The organism is Nostoc sp., assembly GCF_036917615.1.
GTDB lineage: Bacteria > Cyanobacteriota > Cyanobacteriia > Cyanobacteriales > Nostocaceae > Nostoc.
This window is the reverse complement of sequence record NZ_JBALCZ010000031.1, coordinates 284,768-300,828: the sequence shown is the minus strand read 5'-3', so window position 1 is coordinate 300,828 and position 16,061 is coordinate 284,768. Positions and strand designations below refer to the sequence as shown.

10 protein-coding genes and 1 pseudogene are annotated in these 16,061 nt (G+C 38.9%); 6 read left to right on the top strand and 5 right to left on the bottom strand.

Going from position 1 to position 16,061, the window contains the following annotated elements:
- Position 1: 1 nt before the first annotated feature.
- Positions 2–595: pseudogene (locus tag V7K85_RS12580) on the bottom strand (AraC family transcriptional regulator); the annotation flags it as partial.
- A 170-nt stretch (positions 596–765) separates the two neighbouring features.
- Here V7K85_RS12580 and V7K85_RS12575 point away from each other — a divergent pair.
- From V7K85_RS12575 to V7K85_RS12565, 3 genes are read left to right on the top strand one after another with little or no spacing between them, the layout of a single operon-like run.
- Complete coding sequence (locus V7K85_RS12575) at positions 766–981, top strand: ferredoxin (protein WP_334813996.1); 216 nt, start codon at positions 766–768, stop codon at positions 979–981.
- Positions 974–2,278 carry an NAD(P)/FAD-dependent oxidoreductase gene (locus tag V7K85_RS12570; protein WP_334813995.1) on the top strand — a complete coding sequence of 435 codons (1,305 nt, stop codon included), beginning with the start codon at positions 974–976 and terminating at the stop codon, positions 2,276–2,278. Before V7K85_RS12575 ends, V7K85_RS12570 begins: the two co-directional genes overlap by 8 nt.
- Before the next feature lie 53 nt (positions 2,279–2,331).
- Positions 2,332–3,558 carry a cytochrome P450 gene (locus V7K85_RS12565; RefSeq protein WP_334813994.1) on the top strand — a complete coding sequence of 409 codons (1,227 nt, stop codon included), beginning with the start codon at positions 2,332–2,334 and terminating at the stop codon, positions 3,556–3,558.
- A 212-nt stretch (positions 3,559–3,770) separates the two neighbouring features.
- Here V7K85_RS12565 and V7K85_RS12560 read toward each other — a convergent pair whose 3' ends face one another.
- From V7K85_RS12560 to V7K85_RS12545, 4 genes are all read right to left on the bottom strand, one after another.
- Entirely contained in the window at positions 3,771–3,968 is a 198-nt protein-coding gene (locus tag V7K85_RS12560; RefSeq protein ID WP_334813993.1) for a transposase, read from the bottom strand.
- A gap of 232 nt (positions 3,969–4,200) precedes the next feature.
- Entirely contained in the window at positions 4,201–4,746 is a 546-nt protein-coding gene (locus V7K85_RS12555) for an RNA 2'-phosphotransferase (protein ID WP_334813992.1), read from the bottom strand.
- A 58-nt stretch (positions 4,747–4,804) separates the two neighbouring features.
- Positions 4,805–6,133: an amino acid permease gene (locus V7K85_RS12550; protein WP_334813991.1), complete on the bottom strand. Its 1,329-nt coding sequence runs from the start codon at positions 6,131–6,133 to the stop codon at positions 4,805–4,807.
- A 146-nt stretch (positions 6,134–6,279) separates the two neighbouring features.
- The gene (locus V7K85_RS12545; RefSeq protein ID WP_334813990.1) at positions 6,280–6,417 is read right to left on the bottom strand and encodes a hypothetical protein; all 138 of its coding nucleotides are present in this window, start codon (positions 6,415–6,417) and stop codon (positions 6,280–6,282) included.
- A 308-nt stretch (positions 6,418–6,725) separates the two neighbouring features.
- Here V7K85_RS12545 and V7K85_RS12540 point away from each other — a divergent pair, with 308 nt between their 5' ends.
- From V7K85_RS12540 to V7K85_RS12530, 3 genes are all read left to right on the top strand, one after another.
- On the top strand, positions 6,726–7,976 hold the full coding sequence (locus V7K85_RS12540) for a hypothetical protein (RefSeq protein WP_334813989.1): 1,251 nt from the start codon (positions 6,726–6,728) through the stop codon (positions 7,974–7,976).
- 103 nt (positions 7,977–8,079) lie between these two features.
- A complete protein-coding gene (locus V7K85_RS12535) occupies positions 8,080–10,389 on the top strand; it encodes an NAD(P)-binding protein (protein ID WP_334813988.1) in 2,310 nt (769 codons plus the stop codon).
- A 204-nt stretch (positions 10,390–10,593) separates the two neighbouring features.
- Positions 10,594–15,936 carry a trifunctional serine/threonine-protein kinase/ATP-binding protein/sensor histidine kinase gene (locus V7K85_RS12530; protein ID WP_334813987.1) on the top strand — a complete coding sequence of 1,781 codons (5,343 nt, stop codon included), beginning with the start codon at positions 10,594–10,596 and terminating at the stop codon, positions 15,934–15,936.
- The last annotated feature ends 125 nt before the right edge of the window (positions 15,937–16,061 follow it).

Here is a 16,061-nt window from a genome sequence, read left to right as displayed (position 1 = left end):
GGAGAAGTTCTCGATCCATTTGAATAAAGTCAACTGGCTGGTTAAACTCCAAAGGGCAGCGAAACTTCTGCTGATACGCTGTCAAGTTTTCGGGTAGAGAATGGCGAAAGCCGACCCTTATAGGTGTCCAGTTTACCCCAGTTGTGTCACGGGTTATTTGAAGCAGGTTGGCAAGCGCCCATTGGCTGTAAGCAGATATTGGCATCGGATCGGTTGGGATATTATAGGTAATTTGGGCAACCGGCCCTTGAGTTTAAAGTTTTAGTTCGATTCCTTCGTTCATCAATCTCTTATAGCGAATCGAGCATGTTATCGCTTCGCCCAAGTTGGGACTGCTCTGTATAATGTAGCCTATTAAGTCAAACGTGCCTACGTAAGCAAAGTCTGTAAGTTGCAGTCCAACATCAGATTGACCGGAACGTTGAGTGATTTCTTGCCAGATGTTTCGGTATTGATCTTGAGTGATGTAAGCATCAATATCGCTGAGGATAGACGGCTCAAGTTCAGTAGCCACCAGTATTGCATCGCCATCCAGGTTCAGTTGAGCCGTTGCCTCTAAAATTCCTTTGATTAATTTAATCGAAACTCTGTTCATGTATTTTTAAAGTTATAAGTACTACTATCCTATAAATAGAAAAATTTTATACATATATAAAGCTGAGGGACATGTATAGGTCACTTAAGTCAATTTTCTGTCGCATTTGGATAACAAACAAATTCACAGAATTGCGGAAAATAGCATCTGATCAATATTACGTACAGAAAGTGAAAGTTGTTGTTGATTTAAATTTGTGTCAGGGGTACGGACAATGCTGCTATGAGGCACCTAATAGTTTCAAACTAAAAGGTCCAGAAATTCTCGTTTACGATTATGCACCCGATAAACGACTGCGTGGTGATATCGAGCGAGCTGCACAATCGTGTCCAGTGCGAGCAATTAGGGTGGAAATGGACGATCAGCAGGAGGCAGAAAATGACTGAAGAACGAATTGTGATTGTTGGTGCTTCTCTGGCAGGGTTGCGAGGGGCTGAGGCATTACGCTCTGCGGGTTTTCAAGGGAAATTGACGCTTGTAGGCGACGAAAAGAATGCACCCTATGACCGCCCACCGCTCTCAAAGCACTTACTTACGGGAGAAATCCCTACTAGCCTACCCGCCCTGCCAAACCCCTATCAATTGAATGCTGAGTGGCATTTGGGTGTGGCGGCTACCGGCCTTAACATCAAAAATAGAACTGTAGAACTCGCAAATGGCGTAGACGCGGAGCGGCTTGTCGTCAGACATCGCCTTCCCTTCGATCAACTCTTAATCACAACTGGCACACGCGCACGACCTTGGTCAAACCCTTCAGAAGCTGCCCTTGATGGGGTGTTTCTCATCCGCAACTTTGAAGATGCAGTTAAGCTGCGAGAAAAGCTAGCAGCAAAGCCTCAGCGCGTCGTGATTATTGGCGGCGGCTTCATTGGGTGTGAGGTTGCTTCCTGCTGCTGCGAACTGGGTTTGCCTGTAGTGCTCATACAGCGAGGAGCACTACTTGTCCATGCCCTCGGTAAAGCAATCGGCGATATCGTGGCACAGATGCAGCGTGAGGCTGGTGTCGATCTCCGACTCGGTGTTTCCGTCTCCAAAATCGAAGGTAATTCCCAGGGACAGGTTCAGCGTGTTCATCTGTCGGATGGTGCTGTGCTCGACACTGATTTAGTGGTTGTGGCGCTCGGTGCTGTCCGCAACGTCGAGTGGTTGCAAAAGTCCGGTCTGGCTGTAAGTAAACGTGGGGTGCGCTGTGACCAATTCTGCCGAGTTCTCGATCCGTCCGGCGCAGTCGTCGAAGGCATTTTTGTCGCTGGAGACGTAGCTGAGTGGCCCCACCCACTCTATGACAATCGCGTCATTGCGATCGAACACTGGGGAAATGCCGTTGTTCAAGCGCAGACAGCAGCTTACAATATGGTTGCCAAAACTGCTGAGACAATGCGCCTTCACGATCACCTGCCAGACTTCTGGTCGAGCCAGTTCGGTGTGAACATTAAGCTGATTGGGCTTCCAGAAACTGCTGATCAGCTTGTCTTCACTCAGGGTTTAGCCAAGGATCGCAAGTTTATTGCTGCCTATGGAGAAGCAGGACGCACAATTGCCGTCGTCAGCTTTAACTCAGCCCGGTGGTTGCCTGCCTACAGAAAAGAGATCAACAAATCCTTTCCGCCGATGCAGGGAGCGCTCGAGCAATTTGATTGCTCGCCCATCGCTCCGGAATTTGCTTCGTCTCATCAGACGTAGTCAAAGAATTCATCCATTGCCAGTATCACTTAAACAGAGAAAGAACAGGTCAAATGAATAACGGAAATCTATTCGCTCAGGTTCTCAAGTTTGAAAACCGACACAATCCCTATCCTCTTTATGCCCAACTCAGAAAAACTCCTGTGTCCGTACAAGATGATGGCACCTATGTTGTCAGTACCCACGCAGAGATTCGATCGCTACTGTTCGACCCACGGGTTAGCTCAGATGAAGAAAAGAACCTTCCCTCTAAAAGTGGTTCAGAGGTGTCTACACGCAATGAGCACTCAAGCCAAGAGGAGCTCCGATCGTTCGGCACTTTCGATCCTCCCGACCACGATCGCTTGCGTAGCATTGTGGTAAACCAATTGACGGCGGAGCGCATTTATGGTATACGTTCGGGGGTAGAGGAACTGGTGAAACATGAGCTTGACAAATGCCGCGAACGCGATCAAATCGATATCGTCGATGACTTTGCTTACCCTTTGCCAGTCACGGTTATTTGCAAAATCCTGGGAGTCCCGTTTGAAGATCAACAATTCTTTCATGAGCAGTTAACTGTATTCGCCGCCTCGGTTGACCCCGATGAGGAGGGGGAAAACAAACGTAAAAAGAGAGAGGCTCAAAAGCAATTGGGCGACTATATGCACAAGCATATTCAGAATCTTCGCCAACATCCTGGTAAGGATCTACTGTCAGCGATCATGGCCAACGGCGATATGGAAGCGGGGCAAATCAATGAACAAGAGTTGGTTGCCATATCTATTATGCTGCTAGTCGCGGGTCATGAAACAACCGTGAATTTGATTACGAATGGGATGTTGACGTTGCTTCGCTACCCTGAGCATTTAGAACGGCTACACCAAGACCCAGATCTAGCGCCAAGATTTGTCCAAGAAGTACTCCGTTTCGAGCCACCTGTGCAATTCCGTACCCGCACAACGCTGGCAGACATTGAGATCGCTGGTACTGTCATTCCTAAGGGCGTTCCGCTAGTACTTCTGTTGGCTTCTGGCAACCGAGATCCACTCCAGTTTAACGACCCCGATCGATTTGACCCCGATCGTCAGAATAACCAACACTTCGGTTTTGGCGGCAGTTTACACTCGTGCATTGGCGCACCCATAGCCAGGCTTGATGGTGAATTGGCTTTCAGGGCGCTGGCACAGCGACTCCAGTCCCCATGTCTTGTCGAGGATGTGCCTGAATATCGGCAAGGTGCATCATTACGGGGACCGAGACACCTGTTTGTCAAAGTTGATGCTGTTATTGATGCATAACGAAAGCGGATGACTCAGTTCAAAGAGCAATTTTTTACCAATACTTTCGCCAATTTACGAGGCTGAGTTGATATATTAACGTCCTGTTCTCAAAGGTTTGGCAAAAACAATAAGTCCTAAAAATTACTTCAAGGTTTCTCGCAAGCATTTTTTCAGGTATTCCCAGCAGGATCAAGGGTTTTAGCTGACAAGCTACCTTGTCAGCTAAACTCTTATATATGAGTCATTTTGCCGTTTTTGCCAAAATTTTTGTAGGCTCTTATTTTGGCAAAGGTATTGATGTAAAAGATCGCATTTACTACTTTCCGCATATCTACTTCACGCTTTCGCTTACGTTGTACTGGAATCATTGATTTTATCAAATCCCATTCGACATCAGAAACGTCTGTGGAATAAGCTTTTCGACTCATTGCACCTGATTCAAATACTATGACTGTCTCTTTTAAAATACCTGTCTTAGGGAATGACTATGGTGCTCTTTATTTTTTATTTATAAACACCCTCTTAGAAAACAGTAATTTTTATGCGTAACTTCTGTATTTCGCAGAAGCTGGGGGTAGACCCAATGCTATCAAATACTCAAAACCATGCAACAGTTACTTTTTGAGGATTTCCAAAGAAATCTTAACAACCTCTTAAAATTCAAATTTTTTGTAGATATTCAGGTGGTACATGATCCACTAACCAAACACCATTAGCAGAACAATAGAAGATGTAACCCGCCTGATGCATTGCCGCAGCATAGACAGCAAAAACCACTGCTTTTCCATGTCTTGCACCAATAGTTTGTGCTGTTGCAATATCCTTCGATAAATGGACATGATGTCGTGATATTTTACCCAGTCCTGTTTGCAGAATTGACTCTACAGATTTACGTCCTGTGCCGTGATAAAGCTCATCTGGGGGAACAATAGGTTCTAATTGTAAATCGACTTTTATACTATGTCCTTGGTTAGCACGAATAAGAGTACCCGTAGAATCAAAAGAAAAGCGTTGTTTATCATTGGATTCAACTACCACCTGCAATTCCTGAGGAGTAATCGGAAACTTGTTTTTAGCACAAGCAGTAAGTAGTTCATCAACAGCAACCCAACCACTGGGAGCAAGTTTAATTCCAATTGCATCCGGTGTGTGTCGTAGATATTTGCTAAGATATTTGCTGATTTTTACGAGGCGAGAATCACTCATTTGATTATGGTTGGCATATTATACTACAATTATATGCTTTTATATTACAAAATCACTTTTATTGATGGCTTGACTTTGTGTAAATTGAGAGAATTTGTCTTCCCATCAGGGCTAATGCGACTCCAATCATCACAATGAGTGTCACCTTGCCACCAGGAACGAGTGGTTGATTTATGCTATCTGAGTTTTCTTGTTCTTGACGTTGCTTCCAACTCATTAACGCCGGAATAATTCCACCTAGAACTGAGATACTAAATGTTCCAGTGTAATCTAGGGCAGTAAAAAAGATGCTGGGATTGAGCGTTCCGAGAGTCATAGGAGGGAAAAGAACCAGCGAATAGAGGGGTAAGCGGCTAGAAAGTTTGCCCTGTGCAATTAGAAAAATATCTTTAAACACATCCAACAACCCGTAGACAAATCCAATGAATGATGTGACGATCGCAAACTCTGAAAAAATCGATACTAGCACTCCTAACCATTCCCCCGCACCACCTGATCGGAGAATTTGCAACGGGTCAAAAACAGTTCTACCGTCAGATGTGCCATGTAGCATATCGGGACTGACGCTTCCTAAAATTACGGCATTCCACGCCAAGAACATAATTAGAGGAATTACAGAACCAATAAAGATAGACTGACGAATTTTGCCAGCATCCCCTTCGAGTTGCGTCACAACCAGCGGCACAACGTTTTGGAAAAATAGCGCCACAGACATCACTGAAATGGCATTGCCGAGAGTACTCCAGTTCTGAAATAATAGTTGGGTAGTCTGAATGTGCCCTCCTACCAGAAACAATAGTCCCAAGAAGGAAACGATGACAATTCCGACAAAGGCGCTGTTTAATTTCTCAATAAACTTTTCTCGCCCAAGATACATAATGCCACCAAATAAGAGCGTGAAAGTTGTTGTGCCCTCCCACTTCGGTAATATCTGCACACCCCAGACTTTTGCCGCCGCAGATCCTAAAATCTCTCCACCTTGGGTGATGTATGCCACCAACAGAGCATAGTGCATGAATAAATATGCGCCGCCAGCAATTCGCGCTCCCAGCTTACCAAGGGTTTTCTCAACAACTCCCAAAAAACCTATACTCGGACACCCTTCTGTTCGCATCGTGTTTAAGATCACCTCTGCAACCAATAACCCTGAAACTAAAGCGTAGAGCCAAACAGCAATCAGCCCAGATGTGGATGGCACAATCCCAGACGGCAGGGTAACAGCTGGTAGGGCGAGAATCCCAGCCCCAATGGTGGTTCCCGCAATCAATGCAGTACTCCCTAATACACTACCCGGTTGATGATTGAGCTTTTTTCCATCAAATTCGAGATGAGAAAACAACTGAGTGACTTGCTCTGAATCTTTGAGAACAGTCTTTATGGGAACCATACTGAATAACCGTACTTAAACCAAATAAACAATATTAACATATGTAAATATTCTTCGCCAAAACCCTGATGTTCCTGCTTTTTCAGCCATATTTTCCTGGGAAATAAGCGTAGGCGTAGCCCGTCGTAGACATCGCTACTTGATCATTAACATAACTTTTGGAGTATAAATGTCACTTGTAGCACTTGATTAAGTTTTACTTTGGGCAAATGCATCCGTGCGATCGCGCCCTCTCCCCAATGCCGTAGCCAATCGCCCCAAACCATCGAACCCCCCAAGAACATCGAAAGCCTACTGACATTAGCTATTGGATTGACACTAGTCGCGTTGGTGATAAACCTTGTGCCAAGATTCGCTGTCTGAGCAATTTGTTAGAAAAGCCAGTGTAAAGGGAACACTTCAAACAAGACCCTCTGCTGAAGAATTTGATTGTGATTTATTTAACAGATTATCGGGTTTTAGTAAGGACAAATCAAAACTCCTTTGACACAATAGTACAGAAACACAGAGGTATCTAATATTCTCATATCTCTATACAGATGATAGACACTAATTTGGTATAAAAATAACCTAGTAAATCACCCAAAACCCGATGAATACCAACAACCCTTTGCAGACAATGCAAACAAGTTTCCATACGGCTTTAGGCGCTGTTAGCGAATTTACTGCCCTACTTCAAGAACCCCAAAAACTTACAAATTACCTTACCCAAATACAACAAAAACCAGAGCAATTGTTCCAAGATTTAGCGGTAAAAGGCAAAAATATGGAACAAGATATGAGTAGTTTTTTCAAAAATTACTTTTGCGGAGGTGATCACAAATCAGCATACCCCAAATATATAGAACGAGCAGATGGACAGGCGTTTAATCAACCCTACGAAATCAAAGGGACAAAAATGTATGCCTTTGCCGTTGAAGGTTCAATGGCAAAGTTACAAGAGGTGTGTGATAAATATCTCAATGATCCTAATAACGGAGAGATTGAATATCGCCCAGCGATGAACTATCTCATCTTGACGTTCAACAAGATAGATTCTTTAACTTCTATCTATCCACCCGACTATGACAAAGGAACTGTGCATGAAGAAGAAGCCATCTTTTGGATGTTAACAGTAGTAGGTAAAAGAGTTGGGCCTTTATTTATTGCCGAACGCCTAGCTTGGTTCATGCCTTACTTGTACGTGAATAATTCTCCCATCCTAATTTCTGGTAGAGAAGTCTACGGCTTCTTTAAACAACTTGGCACATTTCAGATTCCTGACTTAAATCAAGAACCGGATTTATTAACTGTAGATACCTTAGTATTTAAAGAATTTTCTCCTACAAGTCAATCTATAGATGCGCGCCTGCTAGAAGTTCAACGCATCAGTACAGGAGATAAACATCAAGCTATCAAAACATGGGACACTTTTGAAGAAGCAGTAAGAGCGATCGCTAACTTATTATTCAACAATGACGAGATTGCCATTCCTGGCTTACAGTTGCCCTTTAATCTCCTCGAATATCTCCTAAACAGAGTCGTCCCTCTGGTTACCCTCAAACAAATCCGCGACGTAGAAAACAGCAAAAAAGCCTGCTATCAAGCACTGATTGAATCCCCCATGCAACTACAAACCTTCTATGGCGGTAAACTCTTTGGCTTTAATGGTTTTGGCGCTCAATTTCAATTAAAAATCAATAATTTTGCTAGCCAACCAATCGTCCAAGATTTAGGACTAGATAAAGGTTATTCCGCAGGTAGTGAATCAGTAAATATCCCAGTACAGCTTGGTTTTGTGCTGCATTTCGACTTCACCCTCAAAGATGGGCAAACCGTTTGGCAAGCACCACAGAAAAATTAGTGAATACTGTTAGCGGATAGCTAAGGTTTCGCCCGTACTGATTAAATTATCTCCTCTGTCTTCTGCTTCCTTCTTCACCCTTACCACGTAAACAAAAACAAACATGTCTGAAATTTTTAAGCCAAAAAAGATCGCTATCTTAGGCGGTGGAATAGCATCATTAACCACCGCCTATGAATTAACCAGTCAACCAGGGTGGGATAGTCTCTACGACATTACTATTTATCAAACAGGTTGGCGTTTAGGTGGTAAATGTGCAACTGGACGCAATATCAAACCCCATGCACCTGATTATCAACCAGACTACCGCATCGAAGAACATGGACTGCACATTTTTTTTGGATTCTACGAAAATGCCTTTCGTCTACTCAAGCAATGCTATGACGAACTTGGTGGCAACGGGCCTTTCAGCACCTTAGAAGACGCATTCAAACCCCACAGTTTCATCGTCTTAGAAGAATACATCAATCAAAATTGGGTAACTCTGCCTTTTAACTTCCCTACCAATTCTCTAGTTCCTTGGGAAGGTGGCGGTATTTCTTCTCTTTGGGAATATATTTGCACCACCATCAAATTCGTCATTCAGACTTACGCAGAAATTGAGAATTACGACCAGTTCCATCTTTACAAAAGTTCCTCAGCATCTCTTGCAAAACAAATAGCATTAGGCAAAGAGATAATGGAATTTTTATCAGATAGTAGTCTCTTGCAATTTCCTAGCCAGTTGATTCAGTTATTTTTCCAAGAGCCTGGTTTTTGGGGAAAATGGCTTAACAATATCAACCAATACATTGGCGATATCTTCCAAGACCTAGACTTTAATTCTGAAGGAATATTCTTAAATCTGGCCTACAATCTAGCTCAATCACTGCCTGAAAATACCAAAACTCAAAGACGTGAACATCACCAGTTAATTCTTAAGCTAATAGACCGTTTTAAAGAACATTTGAACAGTCAGATAGAATTTAAAAGCGGGCAAAATCCTGACATCTTTTGGCGTTTAACACTCATCGACCTAGCATTAGCAAACATCCGGGGTTTATTTGTAGATGAGGTAATTCATTTTCGTTCCTTAGACAGTTTAGATGAGTATAACTACAGAGACTGGCTACGAAAACACGGAGCTAGGGAATCAAGTGTTAAATCAGCATTTATTCGTGTCTTATACGATTTAGTGTATGGTTTTCCAGAAGGCAATACCAATGAACCGCAACTAGCAGCAGGAACAGCTATCCGTATCCTGACCACTATGTTGTTCAAATACAATGGCGCAATCATGTGGAAAATGCAATCAGGGATGGCGGAGGTAGTGATCACTCCACTATATGAAGTGCTAAAGCGTCGTGGTGTAAAATTTAAGTTCTTCCATGTTGCCAAGCAGTTGCACTTGGATGAAGATCAGCAATCAATTGTAAGTATCACTTTGGCTCGCCAAGTAAATTTAAAAAACCCAGAGCAAGAATATCAACCACTCATCAAAGTTAAAGATATTCGTTGCTGGCCTAGTGAACCTCTTTATGATCAGATTGTCGATGAAGAAGCCCAAAAACTCCAAGACCAAGAAATTAACCTTGAGTCATATTGGACACCTTGGCAGAATGTAGACAAAATTACCCTTACCAAAGGCGATGATTTCGATATTGTGTTGCTGGGAATTTCTATAGCCGCCTTACCCTCTATTTGCGGTGAATTGCTCCATGCCAAAAAAAATATAGTGCATCAAAAATGGCACGATATGTTAACTCAAGTTAAGACAGTAACTACTCAAGGCGGACAAATATGGCTTAAGCCTACCTTACAACAATTAGGATGGCAACAATCTAGTCACGTGCTAGGAGCTTATATTGAACCACTTGATGTTTATGCAGATATGAGCGAGTTAATAGTACGAGAAAATTGGCCTTCTCAGCATTATCCTTACAGTGTAGCTTATTTTACCGGCGTAATTGCAGATCCAGGTATTCCTCCCCACACAGAATATGATTTTCCAGCTAAAGCCCAAAAAATAGTAGAGCAACAAGCAATTCACTTCCTCAATAATTACATCGGACACCTTTGGGCTAATCCTACTCACCCCAAAAATCCCCAAGGTTTGAATTGGGATTTACTAGTAGATTTTCAGAACCGTCAGGGAGTAGAACGCTTTAAAGCTCAATACTGGCGAATTAACATTAACCCATCAGAACGTTATGTACTTTCTGTACCTGGAAGTACCAAGTATCGACTCAAAACTGATGAATCTGGGTTTGATAACCTTTACCTAACTGGGGACTGGATTAACAACGGTTACAATTCTGGTTGCGTGGAAGCTACGGTAATGTCTGCAATGCAAGCAACACGAGCTATTCTACACCAATGCTTCCATATAAAATACACCAAAAAAATTATTGGTGAGTGGGATTCTTGGTTATAAAGGTATATTCAAATTAATGAAGTGCATTTTGACAAACTCAACAAAAATTAGGATTATTTAGGTTTTAAAAACCTAGATTATTTGGTAATTCTATACATTTTTAATGTTTATTTTCTACCAACTTTAAAAATTTATTTATTATATAAATAATTAGGATCATCATTTATCCAATTTTTAAAATTACTTCAATTATTAATATAATAAATGATTACATTATCTAATTACCAAATTATAGAATTAATTTATGAAGGAACTAAAACTACTGTTTATCGAGCCAGTAGAAATAAAGATAGTAAACTAGTAGTTATTAAACTTTTAAAAACAGAATACCCTGAGCTAAAAAATATAGCGGCATTCAAACATGAATATGAACTGCTCAAAAATTTAGATATCCCAGGAGTTATTAAAGCTCATAGCCTAGAAAAATACAACAATGGTTTTGCCATTGTGTTAGAAAACTTTGATGGTACTTCCCTTTCCAAAATTATCCAGGCAGAAAAAATAGAGTTACTTGATTTTCTCAATATAGGTATTCAAATTACCCAAACTTTAGGTGAATTACACCAAAAAGATATTATTCATAAAGATATTAAACCACAGAATATTATTGTTAATTTAGAAAATCATCAAGTTAAAATTATTGATTTTTCTATCTCATCACTGCTTTTTGAAGAAAAACCCAAACTCAGTAATCCTGATTTGCTTGAAGGAACTCTAGCCTATATGTCTCCACAGCAAACAGGAAGAATGAACCGAACAGTTGATTACCGTACAGACTTCTATTCGTTGGGTGTAACTTTTTATGAAATGCTCACAGGTCAATTACCGTTTCAAGTAATTGATCCAATGGAGTTAGTTCATTGTCATATTGCCAGACAACCTACAACAGTAGATCAGTTAATCCCAGAAATCCCTCAAGTAATTTCTGCAATTATTATGAAATTACTCAGCAAAACTGCTGAGGAAAGATATCAAAGTGCTTTTGGGATTAAAGCTGATTTAGAAAACTGTCTCAATCAGTTAGAGCAAACTAATTCTATCATCGAATTTTCCATTGGTCAGCAGGATCAGTCTAGCCAACTAAAAATTCCCGAAAAGTTGTATGGACGAGAAGCAGAAATAAATATCTTAATGACTGCTTTTGAAAAAATTAATCAAGGAAATAAAGAATTAATATTAGTTGCGGGTTATTCGGGGATTGGTAAATCAGCATTAGTAAATGAAATCCATAAACCTGTTATTAAAAACAGAGGCTATTTTATTGTTGGTAAATTTGAGCAATTTCAGCGCAATATTCCTTATGCTTCCCTGATTCAAGCATTTCAAGAGTTAATGCAGCAATTACTGACAGAGAGTGAAGTACAATTAGCAACTTGGAAAGTAAAACTTTTAGAAGCTCTAGTTCCAAATGCTCAAATTATTATTGATGTTATTCCTGAACTAGAACTGATTATTGGTAAACAACCAGAAGTACCACAACTAGCTTCAGCAGAAGCACAAAATCGCTTCAACTTGGTTTTTCAAAAGTTTATCAATTTGTTTGCTCAAGAAGAGCATCCATTAGTTGTATTTTTAGATGATTTACAATGGGCAGATTTAGCTTCATTAAAATTAATTCAGTTATTAGCTACAGATACTGACATTCAATATTTATTGATAATCGGAGCTTATCGAGATAATGAAGTTGATATTAGTCATTCTTTAATGTTAGTTTTGCAGGAAATTGAAAAAAATAGTAGCTCTGTCAAGATTATTAATTGTCAAAGTCTAAAAATTGCTGATGTTTCTCAATTAGTTAGCGACACATTAAAATCTAGTTTAGAGGACTCTAAAGAATTAGCAAAATTAATATTCAATAAAACTGCTGGTAATCCGTTTTTTATCAATCAATTAATTAAATTTATTCATCAAGAAAATTTACTTTATTTTAACTTTGTTACTGGTCAATGGCAATGGAATATTCAGCACATTCAGACACTAAAAATTACTGATAATGTTGTTGAATTAATGATAGGTAAAATTCAAAAACTTAAAAATACTACACAAAATATTTTAAAAATAGCTGCCTGTATTGGCAATCGATTTAATTTAAATATACTCTCTTATGTTAACGAAAAATCTGATAATGACACAGCATCAGATATTTGGGAAGCACTACAAGCTGGTTTAGTTATACCTTTAAGTGATAGCTATAAACTACCACAGCTATTAGATAATGTTGATATTTTTGTAATTGATTATAAGTTTCTTCATGATCGTGTGCAACAAGCAGCTTATGCGTTGATACCCGATGAGCAGAAAAAGGAGATTCACTTAAATATTGGTAGGCTGCTATTAAAGAATATTGACGAAAGTTTACTCGAACAGAAAATATTCGATATTGTTAACCATTTGAATATCGGTAGTGAACTAATTTTTTCTCCAAAAGAAAGATATAAACTAGCTGAGTTAAATCTTATTTCTGGACGTAAAGCTAAAAATTCTGCTGCTTACGAATCTGCTGTAAAGTTTCTTAAAAAAGGTCTAAGTTTACTTGCCGTTGATTGTTGGCAAAATTATTATGAATTAACTCTTTATCTTCATGTAGAAACCGTAGAAGCAGAATATTTAAATACAAATTTTGAGCAGGCGGAAGCATTATTTATCAGTGTTACAAGTAATAGTAAAACTATTCTTGATGCTGTTAAAGTATATGAGAAAAAAATTCAGTTTTATGTTGCTCAAAATCGAATGCGAGAAGCATTAGATTTAGATTTGCAGGTGCTAGAGATACTGGGAGTTTCATTGTTTAAAACTCCACCAGCAGAGCTAACAATTGAAGAATTAATTAATTTGCCAGAAATGACTGATGCTCATAAGCTAGCTGCGATGAGGATACTAATGACAGCCATGCCTCCCGCTTATTTAGCAGATCCTGCACTTTTACCACTGATTGCTTTTACGATGGTTCATTTATGTGTGCAGTATGGCAATTCATCTTTTGCAGCTTATGCCTATGGTTTTTATGGGCTAATTTTATGTGGGCCTCTTAAAGATATTGAATCAGGATATCGTTTTGGTAAATTATCTTTGCAGATTTTAGAGCAATTCAACGCTAGAGAAATTAAATCTAAAGTGTATGGATTATTTAATATTTTTGTTAGACATTGGAAAGAACATATTCAAGCAACTATAGAACCTTTACAAGATGGTGTTCAAAGTGGTTTAGATACAGGGGATATTGAGTATGTGGGTTACAATGGCTTATTAGTTTGTTGGCATCCTTTTTGGGCTGGAGAAAATTTAGATATTCTAGAAAAAAAACTAGAACAATATATTAATTTAGCACACAAAATACAGCAAGAACATTTTACTGTTTGTTTGCTTATCTTAAAACAGATGGTAATTGAATTAGTTAAAACACAGGATAATACATCTTACTTAGAGGGTGAGAGTTTTAATGAATCAGTAATGCAGAGAATGGCAGGGAATATTACAGCCATCTTTTATACTTATCTTGCCAAAAGTATTTTAAGTTATTTCTTTAAAGATTATGATCAGTCTGTTAAAAATGCTCAATTAGCACAACAGTATGAAATTGCAGCTAGTGGGACTGCTTTTCTACCTCAATATAAGTTTTATTATTCTCTAGCATTGTTGGCTCAGTGTTTAAATAGTACTTTCCAAACAGATATAAAAACTGTTATGGATAAAGTGGAAGAAAATCAAAAACAATTAAAAGAATGGGCGGCTCACGCACCTGTAAATAATCAGCACAAATATGAATTAGTCGAAGCAGAAAAAGCACGACTTTTAGGACAAGTATTAGTAGCGATGGAACACTATGATTGTGCAATTCAAGGCGCTCATAATTCTGGATATATTCATGAAGAGGCGTTAACTTATGAATGTGCAGCAGAATTTTATCTCAGTCTAGGAAGAAATGAATTTGCTTCCTTATACATGACAAAAGCACATTATGGTTATCGTCGTTGGGGAGCAGATGCTAAATTTAAAGATTTGGAATTAAAATACCCAGAATTAATTGCTAAAATTTTCCCTCATTCTCAAGTAGGGTTTACAAGTAATACTATTACTATTTCCACTATCAATGAAAAGTCAAGTGGACTAGATTTACTCACAGTTATTAAAGCATCACAAGCTTTATCAGAAATAATTCTACTGGAAAATTTGCTAGAAAAATTAATGGAAATTGTGATTGAGAATGCTGGCGCTCAGACTGGTGTTTTGCTTCTAGATAAAGGAGGAAGATTATTTATTGAAGCTCAAGCAAGTATAGTTGAAGGTGATTTAATTGTTTGTCAATCTATTCCATTAGAAAGTTATCAACAATTACCTATATCTGTAATTAATTATGTCACAAGAACCCAAATAGATGTAGTTTTATCTGATGCCACTAACGAAGGAAGTTTTACGATAGATCCGTATATTATTGACTATCAAATTAAATCGCTTATCTGTACTTGTATCGTTAATCAAGGCAAATTAATTGGTTTACTTTATTTAGAAAATAATTTAACAGTGGGAGCATTTACTTCCGATAGAATACGAATATTAAAAATCCTGTTTTCACAAGCAGCTATTTCTTTAGAAAATGCCCGACTCTACGCCAATTTAGAAGATAAGATACAGGAAAGAACTAGGGAATTAAATGAAAATAATATGCGATTAAAGCAAACATTACACGAATTAAAAATAACTCAAAGCCAGCTTATTCAGACAGAAAAAATGTCCAGTCTTGGGCAAATGATTGCTGGTATTGCTCATGAAATTAATAACCCTGTAAGTTTTATTCATGGCAACCTAGATCACATTGAGGATTACACACAAGATTTACTTAATTTAATTAAGATTTATCAAAACTTATCTCCTGATGTTGCACCAGAAATTAAAAATTTTTTAGAAAAATTTGATGTTGATTTTATTAAAGAAGATATACCTAAAATTTTATCTTCTATGAGAATTGGCACGCAACGTATTGAGGAAATTGTGCTGACATTGCGTAATTTCTCTCGGTTAGATGAGGCTGACATGAAACCTGTTAACATTCATGAGGGAATTGAGAGTACCTTATTAATTTTGCAAAGCCGTCTCCAAGCCAAACCAGGTAAGCCTGCAATTGAGATTATCAAAAATTACGGTAATTTGCCAAAAATTGAATGTTATCCTGGGCAACTAAATCAAGTATTTATGAATATTATGAATAATGCGATTGATGCTTTGGAAAAGTTAAATAAGGAAAGAAAAGCAGAGGAAATTAAGAGCAATTTTAGCGCGATCGTTATTCGTACCCAAATAGTCAATGCTGATTTAGTCGTCATTTCCATTAAGGATAATGGGGTAGGTATGAGTGATAGTGTTAGACAAAAAATATTTGATCCTTTTTTCACTACTAAACCTGTAGGACAAGGTACTGGTTTAGGATTATCAATCACTTATCAAATCGTAGTAGACAAACATCACGGTACAATAGAGTGCATTTCTGCGCTTGGACAGGGCGCAGAGTTTATCATTCAAATTCCCCGTTGGCAAAAGCGGGTAATCTAGCATGAGATGTGTCAACCAAACATTTATGCACAGATTAATATTTTCAGGTTATGACCATTAGACATCTGGTGAAAATTAATTATGCGTTCACTCAAACCCTTGTAGAGACGCGAAATTTCGCGTCT

Excerpts from the sequence above, each read along its gene's own strand:
- V7K85_RS12545 (WP_334813990.1), bottom strand. The coding sequence starts at position 6,417 with ATGTTCTTGGGGGGTTCGATGGTTTGGGGCGATTGGCTACGGCATTGG.
- V7K85_RS12550 (WP_334813991.1), bottom strand. The coding sequence starts at position 6,133 with ATGGTTCCCATAAAGACTGTTCTCAAAGATTCAGAGCAAGTCACTCAG.
- V7K85_RS12535 (WP_334813988.1), top strand. The coding sequence starts at position 8,080 with ATGTCTGAAATTTTTAAGCCAAAAAAGATCGCTATCTTAGGCGGTGGA.
- V7K85_RS12560 (WP_334813993.1), bottom strand. The coding sequence starts at position 3,968 with ATGAGTCGAAAAGCTTATTCCACAGACGTTTCTGATGTCGAATGGGAT.
- V7K85_RS12555 (WP_334813992.1), bottom strand. The coding sequence starts at position 4,746 with ATGAGTGATTCTCGCCTCGTAAAAATCAGCAAATATCTTAGCAAATAT.
- V7K85_RS12530 (WP_334813987.1), top strand. The coding sequence starts at position 10,594 with ATGATTACATTATCTAATTACCAAATTATAGAATTAATTTATGAAGGA.
- V7K85_RS12570 (WP_334813995.1), top strand. The coding sequence starts at position 974 with ATGACTGAAGAACGAATTGTGATTGTTGGTGCTTCTCTGGCAGGGTTG.
- V7K85_RS12540 (WP_334813989.1), top strand. The coding sequence starts at position 6,726 with ATGAATACCAACAACCCTTTGCAGACAATGCAAACAAGTTTCCATACG.
- V7K85_RS12565 (WP_334813994.1), top strand. The coding sequence starts at position 2,332 with ATGAATAACGGAAATCTATTCGCTCAGGTTCTCAAGTTTGAAAACCGA.